We start from the raw sequence: 22,993 nt of genomic DNA, 5'->3' as shown, positions 1-22,993 counted from the left end.
GAGGATCATTGATTTATAAAGTGTTTAAATTCACTCGATTATTTAGTTGCAGCTTTATCCTCTACTTTTTTTGCTGTTGCTGATTTATGAGTAGCTGCATGATGTTTTTTGGCATGTCCAGCTTTATGCTGTTTTTGAACCTGATGTGTTTTCACTGGTTGAGAGGAATGTTGTGCTGGTGTTGCTGCCATTGCAGAACCTGCAAAAACTGCTGTTGTAAATGCTGCAATAAGTAATGATGTAACTTTTTTCATGATCATATTCTCACTAAATAATTCGAGATCTGAATTAGATTCGATAGTTGTATATTCAGGTATTTGTATGGAAACATCATGAAGTGCTTGTAGCAAAAATCAGTATAAATGCAATGATATGGAGTGAGATGATAGGGGAATGGTAAGTGTTTTAATTTTTTAAGATTTATTTAATTTTAATCCTTAAAGTATCGCCTCCATTTATTCTTTAAATAAGATTTGTTGCCTTTTGAACTTTCAAATTAACAATGAAAAGTCTGTTTTTTAATGCTATTCTTAACTTAACTATTGCTCTTGATAGTGATGTTTATTTTATGTCATTGTTAATAAAATAATTTTTTTATTTGATGTTTTTTTATTATTAGAATATCTAAAGAGAGAACAAAATATAATGGTTAATTATTATATCTGTATTGGTGATCGCACTTCGGGTGGTGGGGTCGTGGTTGAAGGTAATGTGAGTAATATCATTTTAGGGCGACCTGTCGCTTCAGTGGGAATGAAAGCAATTTGCTGTAATCGTCCTCAAACCATTCAACAAGGCTGGATAGGACATCTCGATCAAGATAGACAGATTGCTTATGATGGTTGTGTACTGAGTTGCGGGCATACGGTTAAAGCCAGTCAGAACTTAATGGGATGGAGTGATGGACGTAGCGATACAAGCATTCCAGAACAATTGATTTCTAAACCTCAAAAGTATTATGAATTTTTCACCCTGTATGACCATGATAATCACCCAGTCGTCAATCAAAAATATCGTTTAACGTCAGAAGACGGTTCTTTCATTGAAGGTTATACCAACGCACAAGGGCAAACAGAACATTTGTGGACTCATGAAGAATTGCCAGTCAATTTTGAAACACTTGACGATGATGAAGATACTGATTTCGATAAATACCACATCACAGATAAAGAATAAGGATAAGAAAAATGGCTGGACGTCATACAGGTGGTTCAGGTTCTACCAGTCCCAATAAAACCAAATCATCAACGACAAAACCCAGTACCAAAGGTACGGAAATTAAATTAGAAACGGGTATGAATAAAACCTATTTATGTGCACATATTTGCGCGGCAAGTAAAGCCCCTAAAATTGGAGCAATTGGACAAAAGCTTTACCAACAAACCGTTACAACAGCGATTCGTGCTGAAGCTGATTTAAACTTTGGGGTATGGGCATATCTTGCTGAAGTCGGTTATAACATGCGTACAAATCCACCTAAACCCTTAATGAGTGATAACCCTGAACGGATGCATCGTCCTTCTACATTTCCACTTGGTGCAGCACAAAAACAAATTGAAAACCTTGCCAAAGGTGATTTTCGTATTCCTGACCTGACCATTTTAACCATTAAGGCTGCAGAAATTATTGAAATGCGCATGTCAGGAACAATTGATTGGAAGCGTTTCTATCCTGAAGGGAAAAGTATTGAGCGTTTGGTTGAAATTAAGTTTGGTAAAGATGATTGGGCGCTTGGACAATACAGAGCATATGAAATAATTGCTCCCAAAAAGGTACGAGAAGTCTCCGATAAAGATTGTCGTTGTGATACCCGAAAACCACCCAGTGGTGGAATAAAAATTCCAGTTTATCCACCGATTAAAAATCCAACTCCATATAAAAATGCCATATTTCGCTCTGCTAACACAGGTCTTACAGCTAAAAAAGGCATTCCAAGCATGCTCGGTGCTTTAGGTAAATTGATTGCGCCACCCTCACCTCAAGTACAGTTTTATCGCAAGCTTGTACCGCTTCAAGAGTATCAAAGCATGATGGTTCCGATAACTGCCAGTGTTGGGGTCGCAGGGGCATTTATTTGTGGAACAGTGGTTTTGGCAGGCGCAGTAGGTGGTGCAATGGCTACAGCGGGGGCAATCGGTACAAGTGAGGTAGTGGGTGGTGGTTTGCTGATTACTGGCTTTGCCACTTTGGCACATTCATAAAAAATAGGAAACAACAGTATGATCAACAGCTATGCAGATTTAGAGCCTTATTTAAAAGATTTTCAGTGGCTAGAACATAAAAAAGATCAACCCTCCTTATTTATTACGGGTGCTGAATTTCAGGCACATTTTTTATATTTTGCAGGGCATACTCCTGAAAAGCGTCAAGCTTTAGCTGAATGTGTTGAAGCTTATAACCAATATTTTGCAGAGCATTTCACTTGGGGCATTGATTTTGATAAGAATGGAAAAATCCATTATACCGATATTACAGAAATGCCGAGTATTCGTGAAGTGCTTAAAAAGAATCCAGATCCAGATGATCAAATTGAATGGTACTGCGCATCAGGCGAACGTGATGAGGCACCAGAATATGCACTGATGGCATTTACCAATCGTGGTTGGGAAGGTCATAAGCTATTTTGCTCAACGTTAACCTTTCATGTGCCCAATCAATTGATTTTTGATCCTGAACAAAAGCAAATCCTGATGTCTTTAATCCAAATGTGTATTGATAAACTTGGGGTATATCATGCAGTGGCTGGTTTTCAAGGGGTTTTACCTTTTAAGCCAATGGGCGTTGGTGATTATTCATTGGCACAAGGCGAGCGCTTTTGGGGAATTTATCAAGGTGCTAGTATTAGGGAAAATAATATGATCTCTGATGGCATTAAAAGTATTGATTGGTTGACCTATATCAGTCATACCTTGGCGCAACGAATTTGTGAAGTTAAAACTTTCCCCAAATATTGTGAACACTTCAATCTTCAACCACAGCAACAACAGGACGGTTTTTTATTCCAACTTGAAGAATTTCCTCAATTACTGCCGATCAATCAACCTGTTTTAGACAGTTATTTTAATCTCAATAAAGCACTACGCCCTTTAAGAAATGGTGCATATTGGCATATTAGTTGGGATACGGGTAATAACTATCAAGTTTTAGATGTTGATGAAAGTCGTAAATGGATTCGACGTTTAGATGCACCTGATATTTTCCCTGATCGTGGGTATTATCAAGAGCGTAAACCCCAAAAAAAGAATATTTACTTGGAATCTGGACGACCATGCGAGATTGATGGTATCTATCGCTATGATGAACAGTTAGATTTAGATGGTCAGCCTATGTATGTTGGCTATGATGATCGTAATGATTATGAGCAAAATGATATTTATGACTACCGCCAACATGTAGTTTTATTGAAAGGTGATATTGCGCCTCGATTTTTAGAATGTTATGACCATATGGTTTTAAAACAAGCCAAGAAAATTAAATGGCATTTGGTGAGTGAGATCGTGCGAGTAAAAGAATGATCAACAGCTATGCAGATTTAGAGCCTTATTTAAAAGATTTTCAGTGGCTAGAACATAAAAAAGATCAACCCTCCTTATTTATTACGGGTGCTGAATTTCAGGCACATTTTTTATATTTTGCAGGACATAGTCCTGAAAAGCGCCAAGCTTTAATTGAGTGTATTGAAGCTTATAATCGATATTTTGGTGAACATTTGGTTTGGGGCGGATATTATGATGATCAAGGCGAAGGACATTATGCCGATTTAGATGACCCTAGAATGCCAACCATCAAGCAAGTGATTGAAAAGAAATCACATCCAGATGATGTTATAGAATGGTATTGTGCATCGGGAGAACAAAAAGAAGCTCCTGAATATATGATTTCAGTGATGACCAATCGTGGCTGGCAAGGGCACCTGTTATATTGTTCTGAAATTAAATTTTGTGTTCCAAATAAGTTTATTTTTGATGAAGAACAAAAGAATATTTTAATTTCTCTCATTCAAATGTTTATTGATAAACTCGGGGCTTATCATGCTGTAGCAGGATTACAAAGTATTCTTCCTTATAGACCTATTGCGGTTGGAGACTATGCTTGTACACAAGGAGAGCGTTTTTGGGGGATATATTTAGGAGCGGATGAGAGTGAAACTAATTTAATAAAAAATGGAATTAAGAGCATTGATTGGCTGACCTATGTCAGTCATACCTTGATACAACGAATTTGTGAAGTTAAAACTTTTCCTAAATATTGTGAACATTTCAATCTTCAACCACAGCAACAACAAGAAGGTTTTCTATTTCAACTTGAAGAGTTTCCTCAATTACTCCCAAGCAATCAACCTGTTTTAGACAGTTATTACAATCTGAATAAGGCACTACGCCCTTTAAGAAATGGTGCATATTGGGCTATTAGTGATGATGTTGGTTATAATTATAAAGTTTTAGATGTTGATGAAAGTCGAAAGTGGATTCGTCGTTTGGATGCGCCTGATATATTTCCTGATCGTGGACATTATCAAGAGCGTGCGCCAGCGAAGAAGAATATTTACCTAGAATCAGGACGACCTTGTGAAATTGATGGTATCTATCGCTATGATGAGCAATTAGATTTAGATGGTCAACCAATGTCTGTCGGTTTTGCTGATAGAAATCATTATGAAATAAATTCAACGGATGATTATCGACAACATGTGGTTTTATTGAAAGGTGATATTGCGCCTCGATTTTTAGAATGTTATGACCATATGGTTTTAAAACAAGCCAAGAAAATTAAATGGCATTTGGTGAGTGAGATCGTGCGAGTAAAGAATGATCAATAGCTATGCAGATTTAGAGCCTTATTTAAAAGATTTTCAGTGGTTAGAACATCGAAAAGATCAACCCTCCTTATTTATTAGGGGTGCTGAATTTCAGGCACATTTTTTATATTTTGCAGGACATAGCCCTGAAAAACGCCAAGCTTTAGATGATCTATACGCTTAATACTTATCAAGGAATGCTAGCGATTTATCCTGATGGGAATACCTACAGTGAAAACTGTGCTGATTTTATTGGAGCATTGCTACAATAAAAAACTCCGCAGATTTACGGAGTTTTTTGGAAGAAACAATAAAAAATTAACCTTTGGTCATCTCTTCTAATTGATCCCAACGCTCCATTTTTTCCAACAGAAGATCATCGATTTCAGCCAAGCGTTGAGAAGCTTGTGTTGCTGCATCGGCATCTGTGACAAACCATGAACCGTCCGCGAGTTTTTCTGAGAGTTCAAACTGTTCTTTTTCCAATGCCTCAATTTCGGCAGGCAATTGTTCTAAAGCACGTTGGTCTTTATAACTCAGCTTTACTTTCTTGACTGGTGCTTCAACGGCTACTGAGGCTGCCTCAGCTTTGGCGATGGCTTTTTTTACATCACTCTTTTGGTCTACAACTTTTTGATCAGGACGTTGCTCAAGGTAATCTTGATAACCACCAATATATTCATCAATATTGCCTTTACCATCAAATACCCAAGTCGATGTCACCACATTGTCCATAAAGGCACGGTCATGCGAGATCAACAACAAGGTCCCTTTATATTCACTGAGCATTTCTTCAAGAAGCTCTAAAGTCACCATATCCAAGTCATTGGTTGGTTCATCCATGACAATCAGATTGGATGGTTTAAGCAATAGTTTTGCCAGAAGAATACGATTTCGTTCGCCACCCGAAAGGGCTTTAACGGGTGTGCGTGCACGCTCAGGAGAGAATAAGAAATCTTGTAAATAGCTGTAGATATGACGGCGACCACCGTTAACATCCACAAAGTCTGAGCCTTCCGACACATTTGCCATGACTGATTTTTCAAGGTCTAGCGCATTACGCAGTTGATCAAAATAAGCCACTTCAAGTTGTGTACCTGTTTTAACCGAACCACCATGTTCAAGTTCACCCAGTATGGCTTTTACCAATGTTGTTTTACCGACACCGTTATCACCTACCAAACCGATTCGATCACCACGCAGAACCAACGCAGAAAAATCTTTGATGATCGGGTAACCATCATATTCAACACGTAAATGTTCAATATCGAAGACTAACTTACCTGAACGATTGGCTTCTTGCGTTGCCATACTGACTTTGCCTTGCTGCGAACGACGAGCTTTAGACTGTTCACGTAAATCTTTTAATGCACGAACACGACCTTCATTACGGGTACGTCGTGCTTTAATGCCTTGACGAATCCAAGCTTCTTCCTCAGCCAGTTTTTTATCAAATAAAGCATTTTGTTTTTCTTCTGCTTCCATTTGTTGGGCTTTTAAGTCGAGATATCTTGAGTAGTTGCCTTCATAACTACGTAAAATACCACGATCTAATTCAACGATACGGGTCGCAATACTGTCGACAAAAGCTCGGTCATGTGAAATAAATAACAGCGTGAGATTATTTTGGTCGAGTAAGAATTTTTCTAACCATTCGATACTTTCAACGTCTAAATGGTTGGTCGGTTCATCAAGTAATAAAACATCAGGTTGGGTAAGTAAAGCACGTGCCAACAAAACACGGCGTTTACGACCACCAGATAAATCTGCCAAATCAGCTTCTGGATCTAAGCCCATTTTACTGAGAATAGCATTAACTTTGGTTTCTAAAGCCCAACCATCAAGTAGGTCAAGCTTATGTTGCAAGTTGCCCATGCGGTCACAAGCATCCATATCACCTAATACACAAGCATCACTCGCTTCATGGTATTCTTTGAGGACTTGAGCAGCTTCACCTGCACCCTCAGCGACAATATCTGCAACCTTGCCAGAGTCCATAGGGACATCCTGAGCAAGCATAGAAATGGTGATTCCGTTTTGTAAGGCAATTTCACCTTGATCGGGTAATAAACTTCCCTCAATCAGTTTGAGTAAAGTAGACTTACCTTCACCGTTACGGCCAATCAAACAGACTCGTTCGCCACGTTCTAAATTGAAGTTTGCGCCATCGAGCAGGGCAGGTCCACCAAACGCAAGTTGGACATCCCTTATAGTAATATAGGCCATACGGTTTCCTAAACATCCCACAGTGAGGACTAAAAATGACTAAACATAAAAATCTTGATGATCAGGCGTCATTTTCCGCACCTATCGAAGATTTGCAAGTCCGAATTGCATTTTTAGATGATTTAGTCGAACAATTAAATGATCAAGTTGTGCAACAGAGCTTGGAAATTGCTGATTTAAAAAAACAAATGCAATTACTTTATCAACGTGTAGAGTCCGCTGATTTGTCAGAAGGTATTGCTGCTTTTGATCCAATGACCAATCGTCCACCGCATTACTGAGGAGATAAAATGTAATTTGAATGTTGCTGGCATGATTTAAACTGCTTATGCATTTACACAATTATCCGTTACGCTGGCAAAGGATTTGCATACCGTCATCATTCATACATAAGGTCAAGATGGATCATGAACTTAAAAAACCTTGAAGCATTTTATTGGGTGGTGACTTTAAAAAGTTTTAATAAAGCAGCGACCAAACTTCAAACTACACAACCCGCAATTTCACAAAAAATTACTGCGATTGAAAATGACCTTGGCTTTAAAGTACTGGATCGTAGTTCTCGTCAAATCAAAGCCACTCATAAGGGAACCACATTATTCAAGTATGCTGAAAAATTTATGCGGCTTGAAACAGATCTGGTTGCCGAGCTTACTGAAAGCCAATATTTAACGGGTACAATTCGTTTAGGTGTCTCTGAAACCATCGTACACACATGGTTAGTGGAATATATGGAGCAAGTCCAAAAAGAGTTTCCTAAAGTTTCTATCGAAATTGTGGTGAGTTTGACTCCTGATCTGCAAGAAGGTGTACGCGTAGGGGATTTGGATATGGCTTTTTTGCTTGGACCGACTTTACCCTTTGAATGTATTGAACGTTCACTGTGTGATTTTGAATTAAGTTTTTTAGCATCCCCTTCCTTTAAAGGAGGCATCGGACAAATGTCATTCCGTACATTGATGTCGCATACTATTTTGACTTATCCAAGAATTACTTATCCTTATAAAGAACTCAAAGCTCGAATGAAAGAACAGGCAATAGATGAGCCACTTTCAATTACCAGTTATTCATTGGCAACCTTATTACGTTTAGCTGAACAAGGTTTAGGAATAGCTGTTGTCCCTAAATTGACTGCACTCAAGGAAATTTTAGATGGTCGCTTGGAGATATTGGATACCCCGATTCAGCTCAAGACTTTTCATTTCACTGCAATTTATACTCAGGGAAATAATACTGCTCTAAAGGAAAAACTAACGGATTTGGCGGTGTTAATCTCCGATAAAGCAATGAAAAAGTTGAATGATAAAATTAAAAATTAAGTAATTATTACTGTTGTACTTTATTTTTGATTCATAATTTGATCTTTTAAAGTTCCAAAATTGTCACATTATTGATAATTAGAACTTATCGGTATCTATAATGAATCATTATTAAAATGATATTATTAAAATAAAATATATTAAATTCAATATTTTAAAATTTTATTGCTAATCTTTTTGGCTGATTGTTCTGGCTCATTTCCTATGCTTTTATTTCAAATATAGATTTGGTAGGGCACTACCAAAAAAAATCTTCAAGATTTAAAGGATAAAAGAATTTCATATTTTCAGAAAAATTGATGTTCTTTGTTTAACTTGAAATAGCGTTGATTAAGCTCAAATGGATGAGGAACGCATACATGTCTTTATTGAAATCTTCTATATTATCTGACCGTCAATGGGCAATTGTTGCATCGATATTTATGATGGCAACTTCTGCAATGGGTCCGGGGTTCCTTACACAAACTGCTGTATTTACAGTGAAATTAGGTGCAGCATTTGGCTTTGCGATCTTGATTTCTATTCTGATTGATTATGTGGTTCAACAAAATATTTGGCGTGTGGTGACCCTGACTCAGATGCGAGCCTCTGATATTGCCAACAAGGCTTTACCCGGCAGTGGTTATTTACTTGCATTTTTGGTCATTCTTGGCGGCTTCTTCTTTAGTATCGGGAACATTGCAGGTGCAGCACTTGGCTTAAATGCCTTATTTGGTTTAGATACCAAAGTTGGTGGTGTACTCAGTGGTGCATTGGCTATTCTTATTTTTGCTTCCAGAAAAGCCACACTGGTGATGGACAAAAGTATGATTGTTTTGGGTCTGCTCAAAATTATTCTAATTGTCATAGTCGCCTTTATTGTCATGCCACCCGTGGGACAAGCTGTTCAACAAACTTTTGCACCTGACCAAATTGATTTTGCGATTATCACCACGATTGTCGGTGGAACCGTCGGAGGCTATATCTGCTATGCAGGTGCACACCGTTTACTCGATAAGGGTGCTGTTGGGCCAGAAAACATTGATGAAGTTGCAAAGGCAGCAACCAAAGGGATCGTGGTTGTTGGGATCATGCGCTATGTTTTGTTCTTAGCATTTTTAGGTGTGGTGGTAAGTGGTGCAACAATTGATCTAGCCAGCCATGATGCCAATCCTGCAGCACAAGCATTTCAATATGCCGCAGGTACTTTTGGGTTTAAACTGTTTGGTTTGATTTTTTGGGCAGCAGGGATCAGTAGTACCATCGGTGCAGCCTATACATCAGTTTCATTTATTTCAGCTTTTAAAAAGAATCTAAATGCTAAACAAACCAACTATATCACCATCAGCTTTATTTCTTTGGCATTACTGTTGTATGTAGTTTTAGGTGCAACACCAGCTGGATTATTGATCTTTGTCGGTGGTTTTAATGGGCTGGTTTTACCGATTGGTTTGACAATTTTTGTCTATGTCGCTGCATGTCGTAAAGACCTCATGGGCAATTATAACTATCCAAAATGGTTATTGATTTTAGGTGTGCTGACCTGCTTACTGACATGGTGGATGGGATATATGTCATTCACAACAGTATTTAATTATCTCACTAAACTGTAATCAATCTAACACTCAATTAAAAAGGAAGTACGCTGATGTTTGTCGATTTAAATAGTGACTTGGGTGAAAGTTTCGGTTCATGGAAAATGGGCAATGATGAGCAAATTTTGCCTGTGGTCAGTAGTGCCAATATTGCTTGCGGTTTTCATGCAGGTGATCCATTAGGGATATTACAAACATTAAAGCAGGCTGTGCGATTAAATGTGTGTATCGGTGCGCATGTTGCTTATCCTGATTTAGTTGGGTTTGGTCGTCGCAATATGGATTTGTCTCGGGATGAGCTGATTGCTGATGTGCTCTACCAAATTTCTGCATTGGATGGGCTTGCCAAAGTGGCTGGTTCGGCAGTGAGCTATGTTAAACCACATGGTGCACTTTATAACACGATTGCCAAAGATGCAGTTCAGGCTGAAGCCGTCATTGCAGCGATAAAAATGTATAACCCCAAGTTGGTATTGGTCGCTTTAGCTGGGTCTAATCTGTTCGATCAGGCGCGTCAAGCAGGGCTAACAGTGGTTTCTGAAGCATTTGCAGATCGTGCTTATAACCGAGATGGTTCATTGGTTTCACGCCGTTTGCAAGGTGCAGTGCTGCATGATGCTGATTTTGTCGCTCAACGCGTGGTGTCTATGCTGAAAAACGGTGGAGTTGAATCCATTGATGGGGTATTTACCCCGATCCAAGCCGATACGATTTGTTTGCATGGTGATACGGCTGGTGCTTTAGAAATGTCTGCTGCGATTAAAGCTGAACTGTTAAAAAATGATATTCAGATTCGTTCATTTTGTGGATAAAGGAAGATACACATGTTGAAAAATATCAAAGTTGATCCAGCGCAGTTAAAAGCGACACGTGAAGCAAGACAACAAATTCGTGCAGGTTTTGATCGACCTACGGCTGGTATGGCACCGGGTATGACCCAAGTGAATATGATTTCTGTACCCAAAGATTGGGCTTATGATTTCTTATTATATGCGCACCGTAATCCTCAAAGTTGTCCTGTTCTCGATGTTCTAGAAGAAGGTGTTTATGCCACAAAATTGGCATCGGATGCAGATATTCGAACCGATTTTCCACGCTATCGAATTTGGAAAGATGGTGAAATGGTCGATGAAGTGACCGATGCAACTGAGATTTACAATGATCATCCAGATTTGGTGACATTTTTAATTGGTTGTAGCTTTTCTTTTGAAACGGCATTGCAAGATGCTGGTATAGAAGTCCGTCATATTCATGATAAAACCAATGTACCCATGTATTTGAGTAACATTAGTTGCGAACCAGCAGGGCGCATTTCAGGAAATATGGTGGTTTCCATGCGACCAATTCCTGCTGATCAAGTTTCAGAAGCTGTGAAAATTACCGCACGTATGCCAAGTGTGCATGGTGCACCTGTGCATATTGGACATCCTGAAAGTTTAGGTATTCAAGATATTAATCAACCTGATTTTGGTGAAGCATCTCGTATTGAACAGGGCGAGATTGCGGTGTTTTGGGCGTGTGGTGTAACACCTCAAGCAGCTGTAATGAACTCAAAAATTCCATTTGCAATTAGTCATGCACCGGGACACATGTTGATTACCGACATTCCAGATCGTGTCTGGATGGGTTAAAAAAGAAAGGATCAGTAAATGCGATTTTTATCAGTAAATTCCGATAGTTTCTTGATTGAACTTGCCAGTTTGCAAGAAACTTTGGCGTTATACAGCAAATTGCAAAATTTACACTTGAAAGGAATCAAAGATTTAATTCCTGCTGCAAAGACGATTTTGGTGTTTTTTGATGAGATCAACACTGACTTCAAAACCTTATCGACTTTAATCGGTAGCTTAAATATAGATTTAGATATTCAGCGACATTGCCAGCAAGTGATTATTCCCATTCGTTATGATGGTGAAGATTTAGCACAAGTGGCAGAGTTACAGGGCTTATCTGTCGCAGATTTGATTCGTAAACATCATCAAAGTACTTGGGATGTAGCATTTATTGGCTTTGCGCCTGGTTTTGCCTATATGAATAGTCCTGACCAGCCGTTTACGGATATTCCGCGTTTAAAAACGCCCCGTAAAAAAATTCCATCAGGCTCTCTAGGTTTAGCAGGTCAATATTCAGGCATTTATCCGAAGGATAGCCCTGGCGGTTGGCAATTGATTGGTACAACAACTGAAAAAATGTGGGATTTGGAACGCTCGAATCCTGCACTGTTAAGACCCGGAATGACTGTAAATTTTGAAGATGTGACACGTCATCCTATTTCTGTAGATGTACCAAAACAGATCACCTCGGTGCAAGACAATGGTTCAAAATTACCTTTATTTAAACTGACTGCATCTGGACTGCAAACTTCGATTCAAGATGAAGGTCGCTTTCAACAGACCAGTATTGGTGTTGGGACAGCAGGTGCGATGGATATTGATTCTATGCACAGTGCCAATCGAATTGTGGGTAATCCAACTGACACACCCATAATTGAGATTTTAAATGGCGGTTTAAAAGCAAAAATGCAACATTCAGCGGTTATTGCTGTGGCGGGTGCAATTTCAAATATTCATGTGAAATTTGCAGATGGTCAAAACGCTGATTTTGAGTGTTATCAACCCATCGCATTAGATTGTGGTGATGAGTTTCACATACAAACTCCTCGTGCTGGACTACGAAATTATCTTGCAGTTCGTGGTGGTTTCGACATTCAGCCTGTTTTAAATAGCTGTTCTTTTGACAGTTTAGCAATTCTTGGTCCACATCCCTTAAAAGTGGGGGATGTGCTTTACCAAGGTCAAGTTGTCCCATCCAATATCACGATCAATGACGTGGCAAAAGCCAATCTCCCTCAACTTGGCGACACGGTTGAACTGGATATTGTGATGGGACCCCGCACGGATTGGTTCGATCAAGACAGTATTGAGAAACTGTGCAATCAATCCTGGTTAGTCACCAATGAAAGTAACCGTGTTGGTTTGCGCTTGTTGGGTAAACAACCACTCAACCGTAAAGTGACCCATGAGTTGGAAAGTGAAGGTACCTGTATTGGCGCTTTACAAATTCCACCAAATGGTCAGCCGGTCTTGTTTATGAACGATCACCCACTTACTGGTGGTTATCCCGTGATTGCCTCGGTTGCTAAACACCATTGGAATCTGGTGGCGCAAATACCTGCAGATTGCCATGTCAAGTTTAGAAAAATTGCCGAATTTGTAGAGATAGAGAATTGAAATGAACAAGCAAAATTATGCCAATGAAAAACTATTAATCGCCAACCGTGGCGAAATTGCTGTACGTATTATTCAAGCGTGTCGTGATATGGGTATCACATCTATTGCCATGTATGCAGATGATGACATCGGCAGCTTACATGTCGAGCTTGCAGATGAGGCATGGGGTTTAGCGGGAGCAACCGCTAAAGAAACCTATTTAAATATCGATGCCATCATTGATGTTGCTAAGAAATCTAAAGCTACGATGGTGCATCCTGGTTATGGTTTTTTATCAGAACGTGCAGAGTTCGCTCAAGCAGTAATTGATGCTGGTTTAAAATGGGTAGGTCCATCTCCAACTGCGATTCAAAAATTAGGAGATAAAATTGAAGCACGTAAAATCGCAGCTTCAGTCGGCGCACCTCTGGTTCAAGGTACACAAGATCCTTTGAATAATGCAGAAGAAGCATTAGCCTTTGCCAAACAGCATGGTTTGCCTATTGCAATTAAAGCTGCTTTCGGTGGCGGTGGTCGTGGTCTAAAAGTGGTTTGGAAACTTGAAGAAGTGAAAGAGCTCTATGAGTCTGCGGTTCGAGAAGCCAAGGCTGCATTTGGTCGTGGAGAGTGTTTTGTTGAGCAATATTTAGATAATCCTCGTCATGTAGAAGCACAGGTGATCGCTGATCAGCATGGACATGTGGTGGTGTTGGGGACACGAGATTGTTCTCTACAACGCCGTAATCAAAAATTGGTCGAAGAATCTCCTGCGCCATTTATCAGTGATGAGATTTATCAAGAAATCCTTAGTTCTGCAAAAAATATTTGTCAGGCAGCACAATATGTCGGAGCTGGAACAGTTGAATATTTGTTGAGCCAAAATGGTACATTGTCTTTTCTTGAAGTAAATACGCGTTTGCAAGTCGAACATCCTGTGACTGAAGAAACAGCACAGGTAGACTTGGTGGTTGAACAAATCCGAGTTGCATTAGGTGAAGAACTGTCTATTCAAGATACACCAAAGGCACTTGGGCATGCTATTGAGTTCCGGATTAATGCGGAAGACCCAAGTCGTGGCTTTATTCCTGCATTTGGCACATTGAGTCTATTTGAAGCACCTTTTGGTCATGGTGTACGTGTTGATACAGGGGTGCGTACAGGCTCGTTAGTTTCAAGCCACTTTGATTCTTTGATGGCGAAGCTCATTGTGACAGGCTCAACCCGTGAGATCGCAATTGCACGTGCAAAACGTGCATTAAAGCAATTTAAAATCGAAGGTGTTGCATCAGTACTAGATTTTCATCGTGCTGTATTGAATGAACCTGATTTTACTGAAGAATTTAAAGTCCATACTCGGTGGATTGAAAATGACTTTAAGCAGGTATTAAAACCGACGCAGCGAAGTATTCCTCAACATCAGCAAGCGATGACATTGAGCTATATCGAAATTGATGGGAAATTACACCGTTTGGGACTGCCTGCGGGGCTGTTTGCCCAAAATATTATGCCAACGAGTCAACATGTAGAACAAAAAACATCGTTTGAGACTCTACCTGAGCATTTGCTTGCACCCATTAATGGTGCAATCGTGGCATGGAAAGTTCAAACAGGCGAGCACGTCACTGAAGGGCAAGTAGTAGCGATTATGGAAGCCATGAAAATGGAAGTTCAAGTGCTCGCACACCAAAGTGGTCAAATACAAATATCGGCAAACGTGGGGACAACTTGTCAGGCTGATCATGTGATTGCCAGTATTCAATAGTCTTTAGACATGTGCAATTTAACCTGAGCGTAAAAATTGGAAATTTATAGTTAAATTTCCAATTTTATTTGACCTTTTACTGAAAGCCCGCTGTAATGCACGCCACTGTTTAATTGCAAACTTTTGACCATGCCGGATACAGTTGTTCTTTTTGACCTTGAAAATAATATGCCTACAGCACCAATGCTGGGTAAAATGGTTGAGCATTACGCTACATTATATCTTTTTAATTGTACTGGGTATTTTCATTATTCACTGACTGATCTCACAGCGCTTTCCAGTTGGATCAACAGTGGTCAAGTGGTGATTTTAGACGTTCCTCAAGCGGCTCAAAAAGAATATGAGTATGCCGTGATTGCAGGGCAATTATTGGCACTCTTAACGCCAGATACACAGATCGAAATTATTTCTGCCACACCCACTTGTACGGCGCTGTTAGATATCATCCGTAATGTACATCTTGATTGCCGTCTTGTTCAAATTGATCCAACTGATCAATTGCCAAGTCAAAAACGACAGCTTCCAAGTCTTGAAACAATTCAAAATAAACCGTATTTACAAATGGTTAAAAAGTATTGTGATGCTTTAGCAAAGATGACAGGAAAGCCGAATACAATTGAAAAATTACGCAACTCTGTTGCCAATACATTGCAAATTGTGCCAGAAAAAGCACAGCATCTTGTAGGAATGCTGATTAATTTAAGAATTGTGAAATGCCTTGATGAACAAATTTCTTATCGGAAAAAGGTCTTAAAACAGTGGATCAGTCTCGATATAGAAAATTCAAATTCTCATGACCAAGCTGATCAACAGCTGGACAAACAATCGCATATTAAATTACATAAAATTGATCAAATTTTAGAAAGCTTACATGCGCATCCGCAACAGGTTATCCAAGAAATAGATGATCAGGAATCACTTGAAGCTGTACAACAGGTGCTGTTTAAAAACTTTGAGCAGATTGATCCTGTTCAAATTGAAGTGATTCATAAACTGAATGATTTAAAAACATCGAAACCCAAAGATATTTATGCATTGCGCGATCTATTGGAAAAAATGTTCCCTAAATCTGATGTTCGTTTATTGCTTAAAGAGTTGATTGAAAAAGGCTATATTTATTGGAATGGGCATGAAGTGGTCTACAGTCATGAAATGTATTTGAATTAATGCTGTTCAAGTAGATGAGAGAAACACTTCAAGATATCTCTGATCTACTTTCAGATTTTTTGATTTAAATGCTTTACAAGTTGGCAACACCACCATCTATCAATAGTTCTGTTCCAACAACAAAACGAGACTCATCAGAAGTAAGATAAATAAAGGCGTTGGCAATTTCTGTTGCTGTGGCAAGTCTTTGTAGTGGGACTAAATTTTCAATACTGGTTTTGAGCTGTTCAACTTCAGCAGGGCTGTCTGCGACTTTATTCAGTGCAGGTGTAAATGTCGGTCCAGGAGAAAGCAGATTAAAGCGTATTTTATGATTTAACAGTTCCGTTGAAAGTGTTTTGACCAAGGAGCGTAAGGCGATCTTTGAAGCAGCATACACACTGCTTTTTTCTAATGCGATATGAATGCTGGTTGAACCACATAAAATTACTGAACTGTTTGGATTAATCATGGGAAGAAGGCTTTGAATCAAAAAGAAAGGACCTTTTAGATTGGTATTTAACACCTCATCAAATTGTTCAACGCTCCATTGCCCAAAACGTTGATGGTTCACATTGCCTGCATTGATATAAATCACATCAAAGATAAAGGATAATTGCTGTAATTTTTTGAGAAAATCATGCTGTGAATTTAAGTCAGCATGGTCACATGTAAAACCGAAACTTTGCGATCCTAATTGCTGTTGAACTTGTGCAATTTGATTGATATTCCGTCCAGTAAAGACTACTCGTGCACCTTCTTCAATGGCTCGTTGTGCGGCAGCAAAGCCAATTCCACTGGTTGCACCTGTGATTAAAACAGTCTTGTCTTTTAATCTCATTTTTTCACTATAATGTCATTAAGAAACACGTATATTGTGAAAATTTATGCGCAGATGTAAGAACTTACCAAATGGTAACTAAGTCGCTGTTGGGTTTGAAATAGGCTGAAATCAGCTTTTATAAATTGTAGCTTTATGTAAGGTGAAAAATGACAACTGTGCAATATGAGCAAAACTGTTCAATTATGCGATTCGTTGCGATATTTTCAGGTAAATGGGTCTTGCCGATTGTTTATCATCTTATACAAGCTCAACATCCTGTGCGATTTAATCAATTACAAAAGGCTTTAGCACCGATTCCTCAAAAGGAACTTTCAAAACAGTTAAAGCTTTTAGAAGAATGCCAACTGATCTCCAAACAGATTTATCCAGAAGTACCTCCACGTGTAGAATATCAAATTACTGCATTGGGAAAATCTTTGGAAAGTTCGATTCGCTCATTGGGTGATTGGATGACGTTTTACGAAAAAAATAGAGATGAAAAATAAGACATTAAACTGACTTTAAAATTACAGATTCGTTGTAATTTTAATTTTAAACTTGCGTTTTATATTCAGCTTATGCAACTCTAATATAGGAATTTAAAGGTGAACTATGGAACACACTGGTCTTTGGGTTGCGCTCGTAATCGTTGTTTTTGTATTGGGCTCAATTTTTGGCTTACGCGTAAGCCCAAGAGAAAAGGCATTAGGTTTAATGCGTGAAAAAGCCCGAAAGATGGGTTTGCATCCGCGTTTGGTGGCTGCGCCAGAATGGACTAAAATCCCAATGGCAACAGAATCTCGTGCAAGTATGGTGGCTTATTATAGTGTACTTATTCCTGATGCACGTTTAGCGCTGATGCGTGCATGTGTCGAAGATGAAAAGCTTCACGTGATTCAAGGTGATGCGAAATTTAAAGATTTTCCCATTGCATTAAAGGGGATTTATGCTATTGATATGCAGGCAAATTGTGTAGGGCTATATTGGGATGAAGAATCTGACCTAAGAGCAACACAACTTGATGATATGAAAGCATATTTACTCAAATTGGCTGAAATTTAACTTAATAATAGGAACAGTGGTTTATTATGGCGAACGCTCCTCGGTCCACATCCAAAAGCACTACAGCAAAATCTCCTGATGCTGGAAAAAAGCGTGCATTAGTGATTGTGGAGTCGCCTGCAAAAGCGAAAACGATTAATAAATATTTAGGCTCAAATTACATTGTAAAGTCATCCGTAGGTCATGTCCGTGATTTACCTACAGGCGGCTCAAGTAAAACAGCAGAAAAAAAGCCAGCAACACGCACCAAGTTGACGGAAGATCAGAAGGCTGAAAAGGCACAATCCGCACTCGTCAATCGTATGGGTGTTGATCCAGAACATGGTTGGAAAGCTAAGTATGAAGTCCTTCCCGGCAAAGAGAATGTTGTTGCCGAACTCAAAAAGCTTGCCAAAGATGCAGATGAAATCTATCTCGCAACGGATTTGGATAGAGAAGGGGAAGCAATTGCTTGGCATTTGAGAGAAGTCATTGGTGGGGATGATAGCCGTTACCATCGTGTGGTTTTCAATGAAATTACCAAAAATGCCATCCAAGAAGCATTTAAACAGCCGACACGTCTAGATTTAAACCGAGTCAATGCGCAACAAGCTCGTCGTTTTCTAGACCGAGTTGTTGGCTTTATGGTTTCACCATTGTTATGGGAAAAAATTGCACGTGGTTTATCTGCGGGTCGCGTGCAATCTGTAGCTGTGAAATTGGTGGTGGAACGTGAACGTGAAATTCGTGCCTTTATTCCTGAAGAATATTGGCAAGTTTTTGCAGACACTAAATCTCAAAAAGACGAGATTCGCCTAGAAGCAGTGAAGCAAGCTGGTAAGACATTAAAATTACAGAATAAAGCGCAAACTGATGCTTTGTTGAAAATTTTAAAAGATGCTGAATATAAAGTTGCCACTCGTGAAGATAAACCGACTAAGGTTAATCCAAGTGCGCCATATATCACTTCAACGCTACAACAAGCGGCAAGTACACGCTTAGGTTTCTCAGTAAAGAAAACCATGATGCTTGCACAACGTTTATATGAAGCTGGTTTTATTACCTATATGCGTACTGACTCAACATTTTTAAGTGATGATGCAGTCAGTATGGTGCGGCAGCACATTGAAACAGAGTTTGGTGCGAAATATTTACCTGCAAAAGCCAATCGCTATGGCAACAAGGCAAATGCACAAGAAGCCCATGAAGCAATTCGTCCTTCAAACGTTGGATTAAAAGGCGACAGCTTGGCTGGCGTTGAGCGTGATGCACAACGTTTATATGATTTAATTTGGCGTCAATTTGTTGCATGTCAAATGACACCTGCAGAGTATTTATCTTCAACAATTTTAGTGGATGCCAATGGCGTAGAGCTCAAAGCCAAAGGTCGTACTCTAGTTTTTGATGGTTTTACCAAAGTTCGTGGTCAAAACAAATCTGATGATGATGTTCTATTACCAGCAGTTAAAGTGGGTGAAATTTTAAAACTTGAGAAACTTGATCCTTCTCAACATTTCACTAAACCACCTGCACGTTTTACTGAAGCATCATTGGTCAAAGAATTGGAAAAACGTGGTATCGGTCGACCATCGACATATGCTGCGATTATTTCGACGATTCAAGATCGAGGCTATGTCAAGTTAGACAACCGCCGTCTTTTCGCTGAGAAGATGGGGGAAATTGTCACAGACCGTTTGGATGAGAACTTTAACAATCTAATGAATTACGCTTTTACAGCGGATTTAGAAGGTCAGTTGGATAAAGTTGCAGATGGTGAACGTAATTGGAAAGAGCTTCTTGATAGTTTCTATGGCGATTTTAAAAAGCGTTTAACCACAGCTCAAGGTGAGAATGGCATGCGCCGTAACTTACCTGTCGAAGTTGAGGATGTTCATTGTAAAGAATGCGAACGCCCAATGCAGATTCGTACAGGGACGACAGGTGTCTTTCTGGGGTGTTCAGGTTACAACTTACCTCCAAAAGAACGTTGTAAGGGCACGTTGAACCTAACGCCTGTCGAATCACTGGCAGCACTTTCCGATGATGATGGTGCTGAAACTGCCGATTTGATGTCGAAAAAACGCTGTCCAATTTGTGGTACTGCAATGGACAGCTATGTCATTGATGGTGGTCGAAAACTGCATATCTGTGGAAACAATCCAGACTGTGATGGTTATGAACTTGAAGAAGGTGAGTTCAAAATCAAGGGCTATGATGGTCCAACCATTCCTTGTGACAAGTGTGATGGTGAAATGCAGTTAAAAAATGGTCGGTTTGGTCCTTATTTTGCCTGTATGAGCTGTGATAATACCCGTAAAGTATTGAAGAATGGTCAACCTGCGCCACCACGTGTAGATCCAATCAAAATGGAACATTTACGTTCAACCAAACATGATGACTTCTTTGTTCTTCGTGATGGTGCTGCGGGTCTATTCTTGGCTGCAAGTAAGTTCCCGAAAGTACGTGAAACACGTGCACCTAAGGTTGCTGAATTGCGTTCTGTTGCAGATCAACTCGATCCAAAATATCAATTTATTTTGCAAGCACCTGATCAAGACCCAGATGGAAATCCGACATTGGTGAAATTCAGTCGTAAGAATCAAGCACAGTATATTGGTTCGGAAACACCTGAAGGTAAACAAACCAAGTGGTCCTTGGTTTACCAAGATGGAAAATGGGTTGAAGCCTAAGTTTTAATTACTCATAAAAATGCTCACAAAAGTGGGCATTTTTTATATCAATTATTATGGGAAGCGGTATGATAAATGAATGAATAAAAAACTAAAAATTGGGGATATTGTGGAAAATACTAAAAAATTTGCGGTTTTAATTGATGCTGATAATTCATCTGTGAACTCAATTTCGTCGGTATTGGAGGAAGTGGCAAAATATGGGATTGCCAGTGTAAAGCGTGTTTATGGAGATTGGAGCAGTGATTCTCTAAAAAAATGGAGAGAAGTCTTATTGCCGCATGCGATTACCCCTGTACAGCAATTTGCATATACTAGCGGTAAAGATGCTACAGATATGATTTTGATCATCGATGCGATGGATTTATTATATGGTGGTGCATTGGATGGCTTTTGTATTGTGTCTAGTGATAGTGATTTTACCCCTTTGGCTTCAAGAATAAGGGAAAGTGGTTTAGTTGTTTATGGTTTTGGGCGTAAGAAAACACCTGAGCCATTTAAAAAAGCCTGTGATAAATTTATTTCGATTGAAAACTTGATTGCTGAAGAGAAAGAAGAAGAAAAACAAAGTACTGAAACTAAAAATAATGAAGATACCAAAAAACCTTCTCCAATCGACAAAGAAGAAACGAAAACACCCATTGATAAAGCCACTTTAAATTTGATTTATAAGGCGGTAAAAGACAACTCAGATGACAACGGTTGGGCATATCTAGGTTCTATTGGTACCTATTTAAGTACAGTAAAGCCAGATTTTGATACTCGTGATTATGGTTATACGAAGTTATCAGGACTGATAAAAGCTGTGGAAGTCTTTGAAACTAAAATAGAGGGGAGTCAAATGTTTCTTAAAAAGCGTAAAAAACAGAGCTAAATTCAATGTGGAAAAAACTTCGAATTGCAATTTTATTGATCATTCTGCTTATTGTAGGAATGAATGCTTGGCGAGATATGAATCAAGATTGGACAAAACCGATTGTGGTTTTACTCCATCCGATCAATGCAGATGGACAAGTCTCCACGTCTCATTATATACAGCAAATTTCTGTCGATGATTTACAGGAGATGACGCATTATTTGGCGCAGCAATCTCAACTTTTCCGTGGTCAAGCGCTATCTTTTCATTTTCAACTTGGGCGTGAATTAAATACTCTGCCGCCAAAGTTTCCTGAATCTTCAAGTATATTCAATACGATAATATGGAGTCTAAAGTTCAGGTTCTATGCATGGAACCAACATCAAGGAGTAGATGGAACGCCATCTGTGACCTTGTATTTGAATTATTATGATCCAAAGTTACAGAAAGTTTTAAAGCACTCAACTGCCTTAGAACGTGGGCGTATTGGCTCAGTCAACTTATTTGCCTCACCAAAGCAAAGTGCAAGTAATCAAGTTGTCTTAGTACATGAGTTATTACATACCTTTGGTGCGCAAGATAAATATGATTTATCGACAGGGCAGCCTCTTTATCCAACAGGTTATGCAAATCCTGAGCAACAACCACTTTACCCGCAACAGCGCGCAGAAATTATGGGCGGTTATATTCCACTTTCCCAAAGCAAAAGTAAAACCCCTGAACATTTGGAAGATACCATGATCAGTCGCTTAACTGCACAAGAGATGGGGTGGGTAAAATAGTATCTAGGGAATGCTGTTATTTTGTTGATTTCGTATAAAGGCAATATTTTATATGCTTTAGATGCAGATTTTATACAGACAAGATGCTGAATTAGATCAACAATCAAATCAATGAATAACAAACAAGAGAAGAATATGCGTACAGTCGGAAATGATTTAGTTCGTCACCAACTCCATGAAAACCGCAAATGGTATCTTTTACTTGGGGCATTGTTGGTCATCTTTGGATTGGTCTTATTGGCTTCATTGGGTATGGCAACACTTACAGTTGTCGTACTGTTTGGTGCGTTGATGATGATTGGTGGGGTTTTGCATCTTATCGCAGCATTTAAAATTTTTGATGGCGGGTTCCGCTGGCTTTGGGCATTGTTTGGTGTGCTGTATCTGATTGCTGGATATTATGCATTTAAGTCACCCGTGACTACCGCAGTGGTGCTTACCAATCTTCTGGCAATTGCTTTATTGATTGGTGGTTTTATTCGTATTTTTAATGCTTTTATGCTCAAGCCAATGTCTGGATGGGGATGGACATTATTTTCAGGTTTATTAACTTTGGCAACTGGGGCAATTATTCTGGCTTCACCAGATGCTCCTTTTTGGGTACTTGGATTATTCTTAGGCGTAGATATTTTATTTCAAGGAGTGAATTACCTGACTTTTGCCGCAGCAATTAAGCAGATTCCTCCTGCAAGTCACTAATTTAATCTTTGCTTCTAAAATAGATCAATAATAAAAAAACGCCTGATGTGTTACATCGGGCGTTTTTA

General features: G+C 39.1%; 21 protein-coding genes and 1 pseudogene. 19 read left to right on the top strand and 3 right to left on the bottom strand.

Annotated features, from left to right (window positions below):
* Positions 1–38 precede the first annotated feature (38 nt).
* The gene (locus I9192_RS19510; RefSeq protein ID WP_227567181.1) at positions 39–254 is read right to left on the bottom strand and encodes a hypothetical protein; all 216 of its coding nucleotides are present in this window, start codon (positions 252–254) and stop codon (positions 39–41) included.
* Positions 255–645: 391 nt separating this feature from the next.
* Here I9192_RS19510 and I9192_RS19505 point away from each other — a divergent pair, with 391 nt between their 5' ends.
* From I9192_RS19505 to I9192_RS19485, 5 genes are read left to right on the top strand one after another with little or no spacing between them, the layout of a single operon-like run.
* Positions 646–1,176: a PAAR domain-containing protein gene (locus tag I9192_RS19505; RefSeq protein WP_005035611.1), complete on the top strand. Its 531-nt coding sequence runs from the start codon at positions 646–648 to the stop codon at positions 1,174–1,176.
* A gap of 11 nt (positions 1,177–1,187) precedes the next feature.
* A complete protein-coding gene (locus I9192_RS19500) occupies positions 1,188–2,201 on the top strand; it encodes a nuclease (protein ID WP_151750663.1) in 1,014 nt (337 codons plus the stop codon).
* Positions 2,202–2,219: 18 nt separating this feature from the next.
* Positions 2,220–3,515 (top strand): type VI immunity family protein, encoded by a 1,296-nt coding sequence (locus I9192_RS19495; RefSeq protein ID WP_151750662.1) that lies wholly within the window; start codon positions 2,220–2,222, stop codon positions 3,513–3,515.
* Positions 3,512–4,819, top strand: coding sequence for a type VI immunity family protein (locus I9192_RS19490; RefSeq protein WP_151750661.1), 1,308 nt, complete (start codon positions 3,512–3,514; stop codon positions 4,817–4,819). Before I9192_RS19495 ends, I9192_RS19490 begins: the two co-directional genes overlap by 4 nt.
* Positions 4,809–4,982, top strand: coding sequence for a hypothetical protein (locus I9192_RS19485; RefSeq protein WP_005035617.1), 174 nt, complete (start codon positions 4,809–4,811; stop codon positions 4,980–4,982). The genes I9192_RS19490 and I9192_RS19485 overlap by 11 nt, the downstream gene beginning before the upstream one ends.
* A 134-nt stretch (positions 4,983–5,116) precedes the next feature.
* On the opposite strand, the gene I9192_RS19480 is transcribed toward I9192_RS19485, so the two are convergent.
* Positions 5,117–7,024 (bottom strand): ATP-binding cassette domain-containing protein, encoded by a 1,908-nt coding sequence (locus I9192_RS19480; RefSeq protein ID WP_151750660.1) that lies wholly within the window; start codon positions 7,022–7,024, stop codon positions 5,117–5,119.
* A gap of 35 nt (positions 7,025–7,059) precedes the next feature.
* Here I9192_RS19480 and I9192_RS19475 point away from each other — a divergent pair, with 35 nt between their 5' ends.
* The 8 genes and pseudogenes from I9192_RS19475 to I9192_RS19440 all read left to right on the top strand — a co-directional run bounded on the left by I9192_RS19475 (position 7,060) and on the right by I9192_RS19440 (position 16,055).
* On the top strand, positions 7,060–7,305 hold the full coding sequence (locus I9192_RS19475) for a SlyX family protein (RefSeq protein ID WP_004826619.1): 246 nt from the start codon (positions 7,060–7,062) through the stop codon (positions 7,303–7,305).
* 126 nt (positions 7,306–7,431) lie between these two features.
* Entirely contained in the window at positions 7,432–8,343 is a 912-nt protein-coding gene (gene mumR, locus I9192_RS19470) for a LysR family transcriptional regulator MumR (RefSeq protein ID WP_004826621.1), read from the top strand.
* A gap of 340 nt (positions 8,344–8,683) precedes the next feature.
* Positions 8,684–9,935 (top strand): annotated as a pseudogene (locus I9192_RS19465) (NRAMP family divalent metal transporter).
* Between the two features lie 35 nt (positions 9,936–9,970).
* On the top strand, positions 9,971–10,729 hold the full coding sequence (locus I9192_RS19460) for a LamB/YcsF family protein (RefSeq protein WP_200150004.1): 759 nt from the start codon (positions 9,971–9,973) through the stop codon (positions 10,727–10,729).
* Between the two features lie 12 nt (positions 10,730–10,741).
* Positions 10,742–11,548: a putative hydro-lyase gene (locus tag I9192_RS19455; protein WP_151713996.1), complete on the top strand. Its 807-nt coding sequence runs from the start codon at positions 10,742–10,744 to the stop codon at positions 11,546–11,548.
* A gap of 18 nt (positions 11,549–11,566) precedes the next feature.
* Positions 11,567–13,147, top strand: a complete 1,581-nt coding sequence (locus I9192_RS19450; protein ID WP_151824567.1) for a 5-oxoprolinase subunit B/C family protein — start codon at positions 11,567–11,569, stop codon at positions 13,145–13,147.
* 1 nt (position 13,148) lies between these two features.
* Positions 13,149–14,888 (top strand): acetyl/propionyl/methylcrotonyl-CoA carboxylase subunit alpha, encoded by a 1,740-nt coding sequence (locus tag I9192_RS19445; RefSeq protein WP_199935343.1) that lies wholly within the window; start codon positions 13,149–13,151, stop codon positions 14,886–14,888.
* 129 nt (positions 14,889–15,017) lie between these two features.
* Positions 15,018–16,055, top strand: coding sequence for a hypothetical protein (locus I9192_RS19440; protein WP_200150003.1), 1,038 nt, complete (start codon positions 15,018–15,020; stop codon positions 16,053–16,055).
* Between the two features lie 73 nt (positions 16,056–16,128).
* On the opposite strand, the gene I9192_RS19435 is transcribed toward I9192_RS19440, so the two are convergent.
* Complete coding sequence (locus I9192_RS19435; RefSeq protein WP_200150002.1) at positions 16,129–16,875, bottom strand: SDR family oxidoreductase; 747 nt, start codon at positions 16,873–16,875, stop codon at positions 16,129–16,131.
* Between the two features lie 149 nt (positions 16,876–17,024).
* Here I9192_RS19435 and I9192_RS19430 point away from each other — a divergent pair, with 149 nt between their 5' ends.
* The 6 genes from I9192_RS19430 (at position 17,025) to I9192_RS19405 (ending at position 22,925) form a co-directional block, all read left to right on the top strand.
* Positions 17,025–17,363 (top strand): winged helix-turn-helix transcriptional regulator, encoded by a 339-nt coding sequence (locus I9192_RS19430; RefSeq protein ID WP_004826637.1) that lies wholly within the window; start codon positions 17,025–17,027, stop codon positions 17,361–17,363.
* A 106-nt stretch (positions 17,364–17,469) separates the two neighbouring features.
* On the top strand, positions 17,470–17,919 hold the full coding sequence (locus I9192_RS19425; RefSeq protein ID WP_004826640.1) for an ammonium transporter: 450 nt from the start codon (positions 17,470–17,472) through the stop codon (positions 17,917–17,919).
* A gap of 26 nt (positions 17,920–17,945) precedes the next feature.
* Positions 17,946–20,588: a type I DNA topoisomerase gene (topA, locus tag I9192_RS19420; protein WP_121775431.1), complete on the top strand. Its 2,643-nt coding sequence runs from the start codon at positions 17,946–17,948 to the stop codon at positions 20,586–20,588.
* 79 nt (positions 20,589–20,667) lie between these two features.
* Positions 20,668–21,462: an NYN domain-containing protein gene (locus tag I9192_RS19415; protein ID WP_004826644.1), complete on the top strand. Its 795-nt coding sequence runs from the start codon at positions 20,668–20,670 to the stop codon at positions 21,460–21,462.
* A 5-nt stretch (positions 21,463–21,467) separates the two neighbouring features.
* A complete protein-coding gene (locus I9192_RS19410) occupies positions 21,468–22,226 on the top strand; it encodes a hypothetical protein (protein ID WP_005035637.1) in 759 nt (252 codons plus the stop codon).
* A 135-nt stretch (positions 22,227–22,361) separates the two neighbouring features.
* Positions 22,362–22,925 carry an HdeD family acid-resistance protein gene (locus I9192_RS19405; RefSeq protein ID WP_004826648.1) on the top strand — a complete coding sequence of 188 codons (564 nt, stop codon included), beginning with the start codon at positions 22,362–22,364 and terminating at the stop codon, positions 22,923–22,925.
* The last annotated feature ends 68 nt before the right edge of the window (positions 22,926–22,993 follow it).

It is taken from the genome of Acinetobacter bereziniae, from assembly GCF_016576965.1.
Classification (GTDB): Bacteria; Pseudomonadota; Gammaproteobacteria; order Pseudomonadales; family Moraxellaceae; genus Acinetobacter; species Acinetobacter bereziniae.
Note: the sequence above shows the minus strand (reverse complement) of the source record. Positions and strands in the feature narration are given on the sequence as shown.

Bases quoted from the DNA above. Each gene is read 5' to 3' on its own strand.
- I9192_RS19425 (WP_004826640.1), top strand. From the start codon at position 17,470: ATGGAACACACTGGTCTTTGGGTTGCGCTCGTAATCGTTGTTTTTGTA.
- I9192_RS19455 (WP_151713996.1), top strand. From the start codon at position 10,742: ATGTTGAAAAATATCAAAGTTGATCCAGCGCAGTTAAAAGCGACACGT.
- I9192_RS19510 (WP_227567181.1), bottom strand. From the start codon at position 254: ATGAAAAAAGTTACATCATTACTTATTGCAGCATTTACAACAGCAGTT.
- I9192_RS19405 (WP_004826648.1), top strand. From the start codon at position 22,362: ATGCGTACAGTCGGAAATGATTTAGTTCGTCACCAACTCCATGAAAAC.
- I9192_RS19500 (WP_151750663.1), top strand. From the start codon at position 1,188: ATGGCTGGACGTCATACAGGTGGTTCAGGTTCTACCAGTCCCAATAAA.
- I9192_RS19490 (WP_151750661.1), top strand. From the start codon at position 3,512: ATGATCAACAGCTATGCAGATTTAGAGCCTTATTTAAAAGATTTTCAG.
- I9192_RS19415 (WP_004826644.1), top strand. From the start codon at position 20,668: ATGAATAAAAAACTAAAAATTGGGGATATTGTGGAAAATACTAAAAAA.
- topA (WP_121775431.1), top strand. From the start codon at position 17,946: ATGGCGAACGCTCCTCGGTCCACATCCAAAAGCACTACAGCAAAATCT.
- I9192_RS19480 (WP_151750660.1), bottom strand. From the start codon at position 7,024: ATGGCCTATATTACTATAAGGGATGTCCAACTTGCGTTTGGTGGACCT.
- I9192_RS19450 (WP_151824567.1), top strand. From the start codon at position 11,567: ATGCGATTTTTATCAGTAAATTCCGATAGTTTCTTGATTGAACTTGCC.
- mumR (WP_004826621.1), top strand. From the start codon at position 7,432: ATGAACTTAAAAAACCTTGAAGCATTTTATTGGGTGGTGACTTTAAAA.
- I9192_RS19430 (WP_004826637.1), top strand. From the start codon at position 17,025: ATGACAACTGTGCAATATGAGCAAAACTGTTCAATTATGCGATTCGTT.
- I9192_RS19445 (WP_199935343.1), top strand. From the start codon at position 13,149: ATGAACAAGCAAAATTATGCCAATGAAAAACTATTAATCGCCAACCGT.
- I9192_RS19495 (WP_151750662.1), top strand. From the start codon at position 2,220: ATGATCAACAGCTATGCAGATTTAGAGCCTTATTTAAAAGATTTTCAG.
- I9192_RS19475 (WP_004826619.1), top strand. From the start codon at position 7,060: ATGACTAAACATAAAAATCTTGATGATCAGGCGTCATTTTCCGCACCT.
- I9192_RS19410 (WP_005035637.1), top strand. From the start codon at position 21,468: ATGTGGAAAAAACTTCGAATTGCAATTTTATTGATCATTCTGCTTATT.
- I9192_RS19485 (WP_005035617.1), top strand. From the start codon at position 4,809: ATGATCAATAGCTATGCAGATTTAGAGCCTTATTTAAAAGATTTTCAG.
- I9192_RS19460 (WP_200150004.1), top strand. From the start codon at position 9,971: ATGTTTGTCGATTTAAATAGTGACTTGGGTGAAAGTTTCGGTTCATGG.
- I9192_RS19435 (WP_200150002.1), bottom strand. From the start codon at position 16,875: ATGAGATTAAAAGACAAGACTGTTTTAATCACAGGTGCAACCAGTGGA.
- I9192_RS19505 (WP_005035611.1), top strand. From the start codon at position 646: ATGGTTAATTATTATATCTGTATTGGTGATCGCACTTCGGGTGGTGGG.
- I9192_RS19440 (WP_200150003.1), top strand. From the start codon at position 15,018: ATGCCGGATACAGTTGTTCTTTTTGACCTTGAAAATAATATGCCTACA.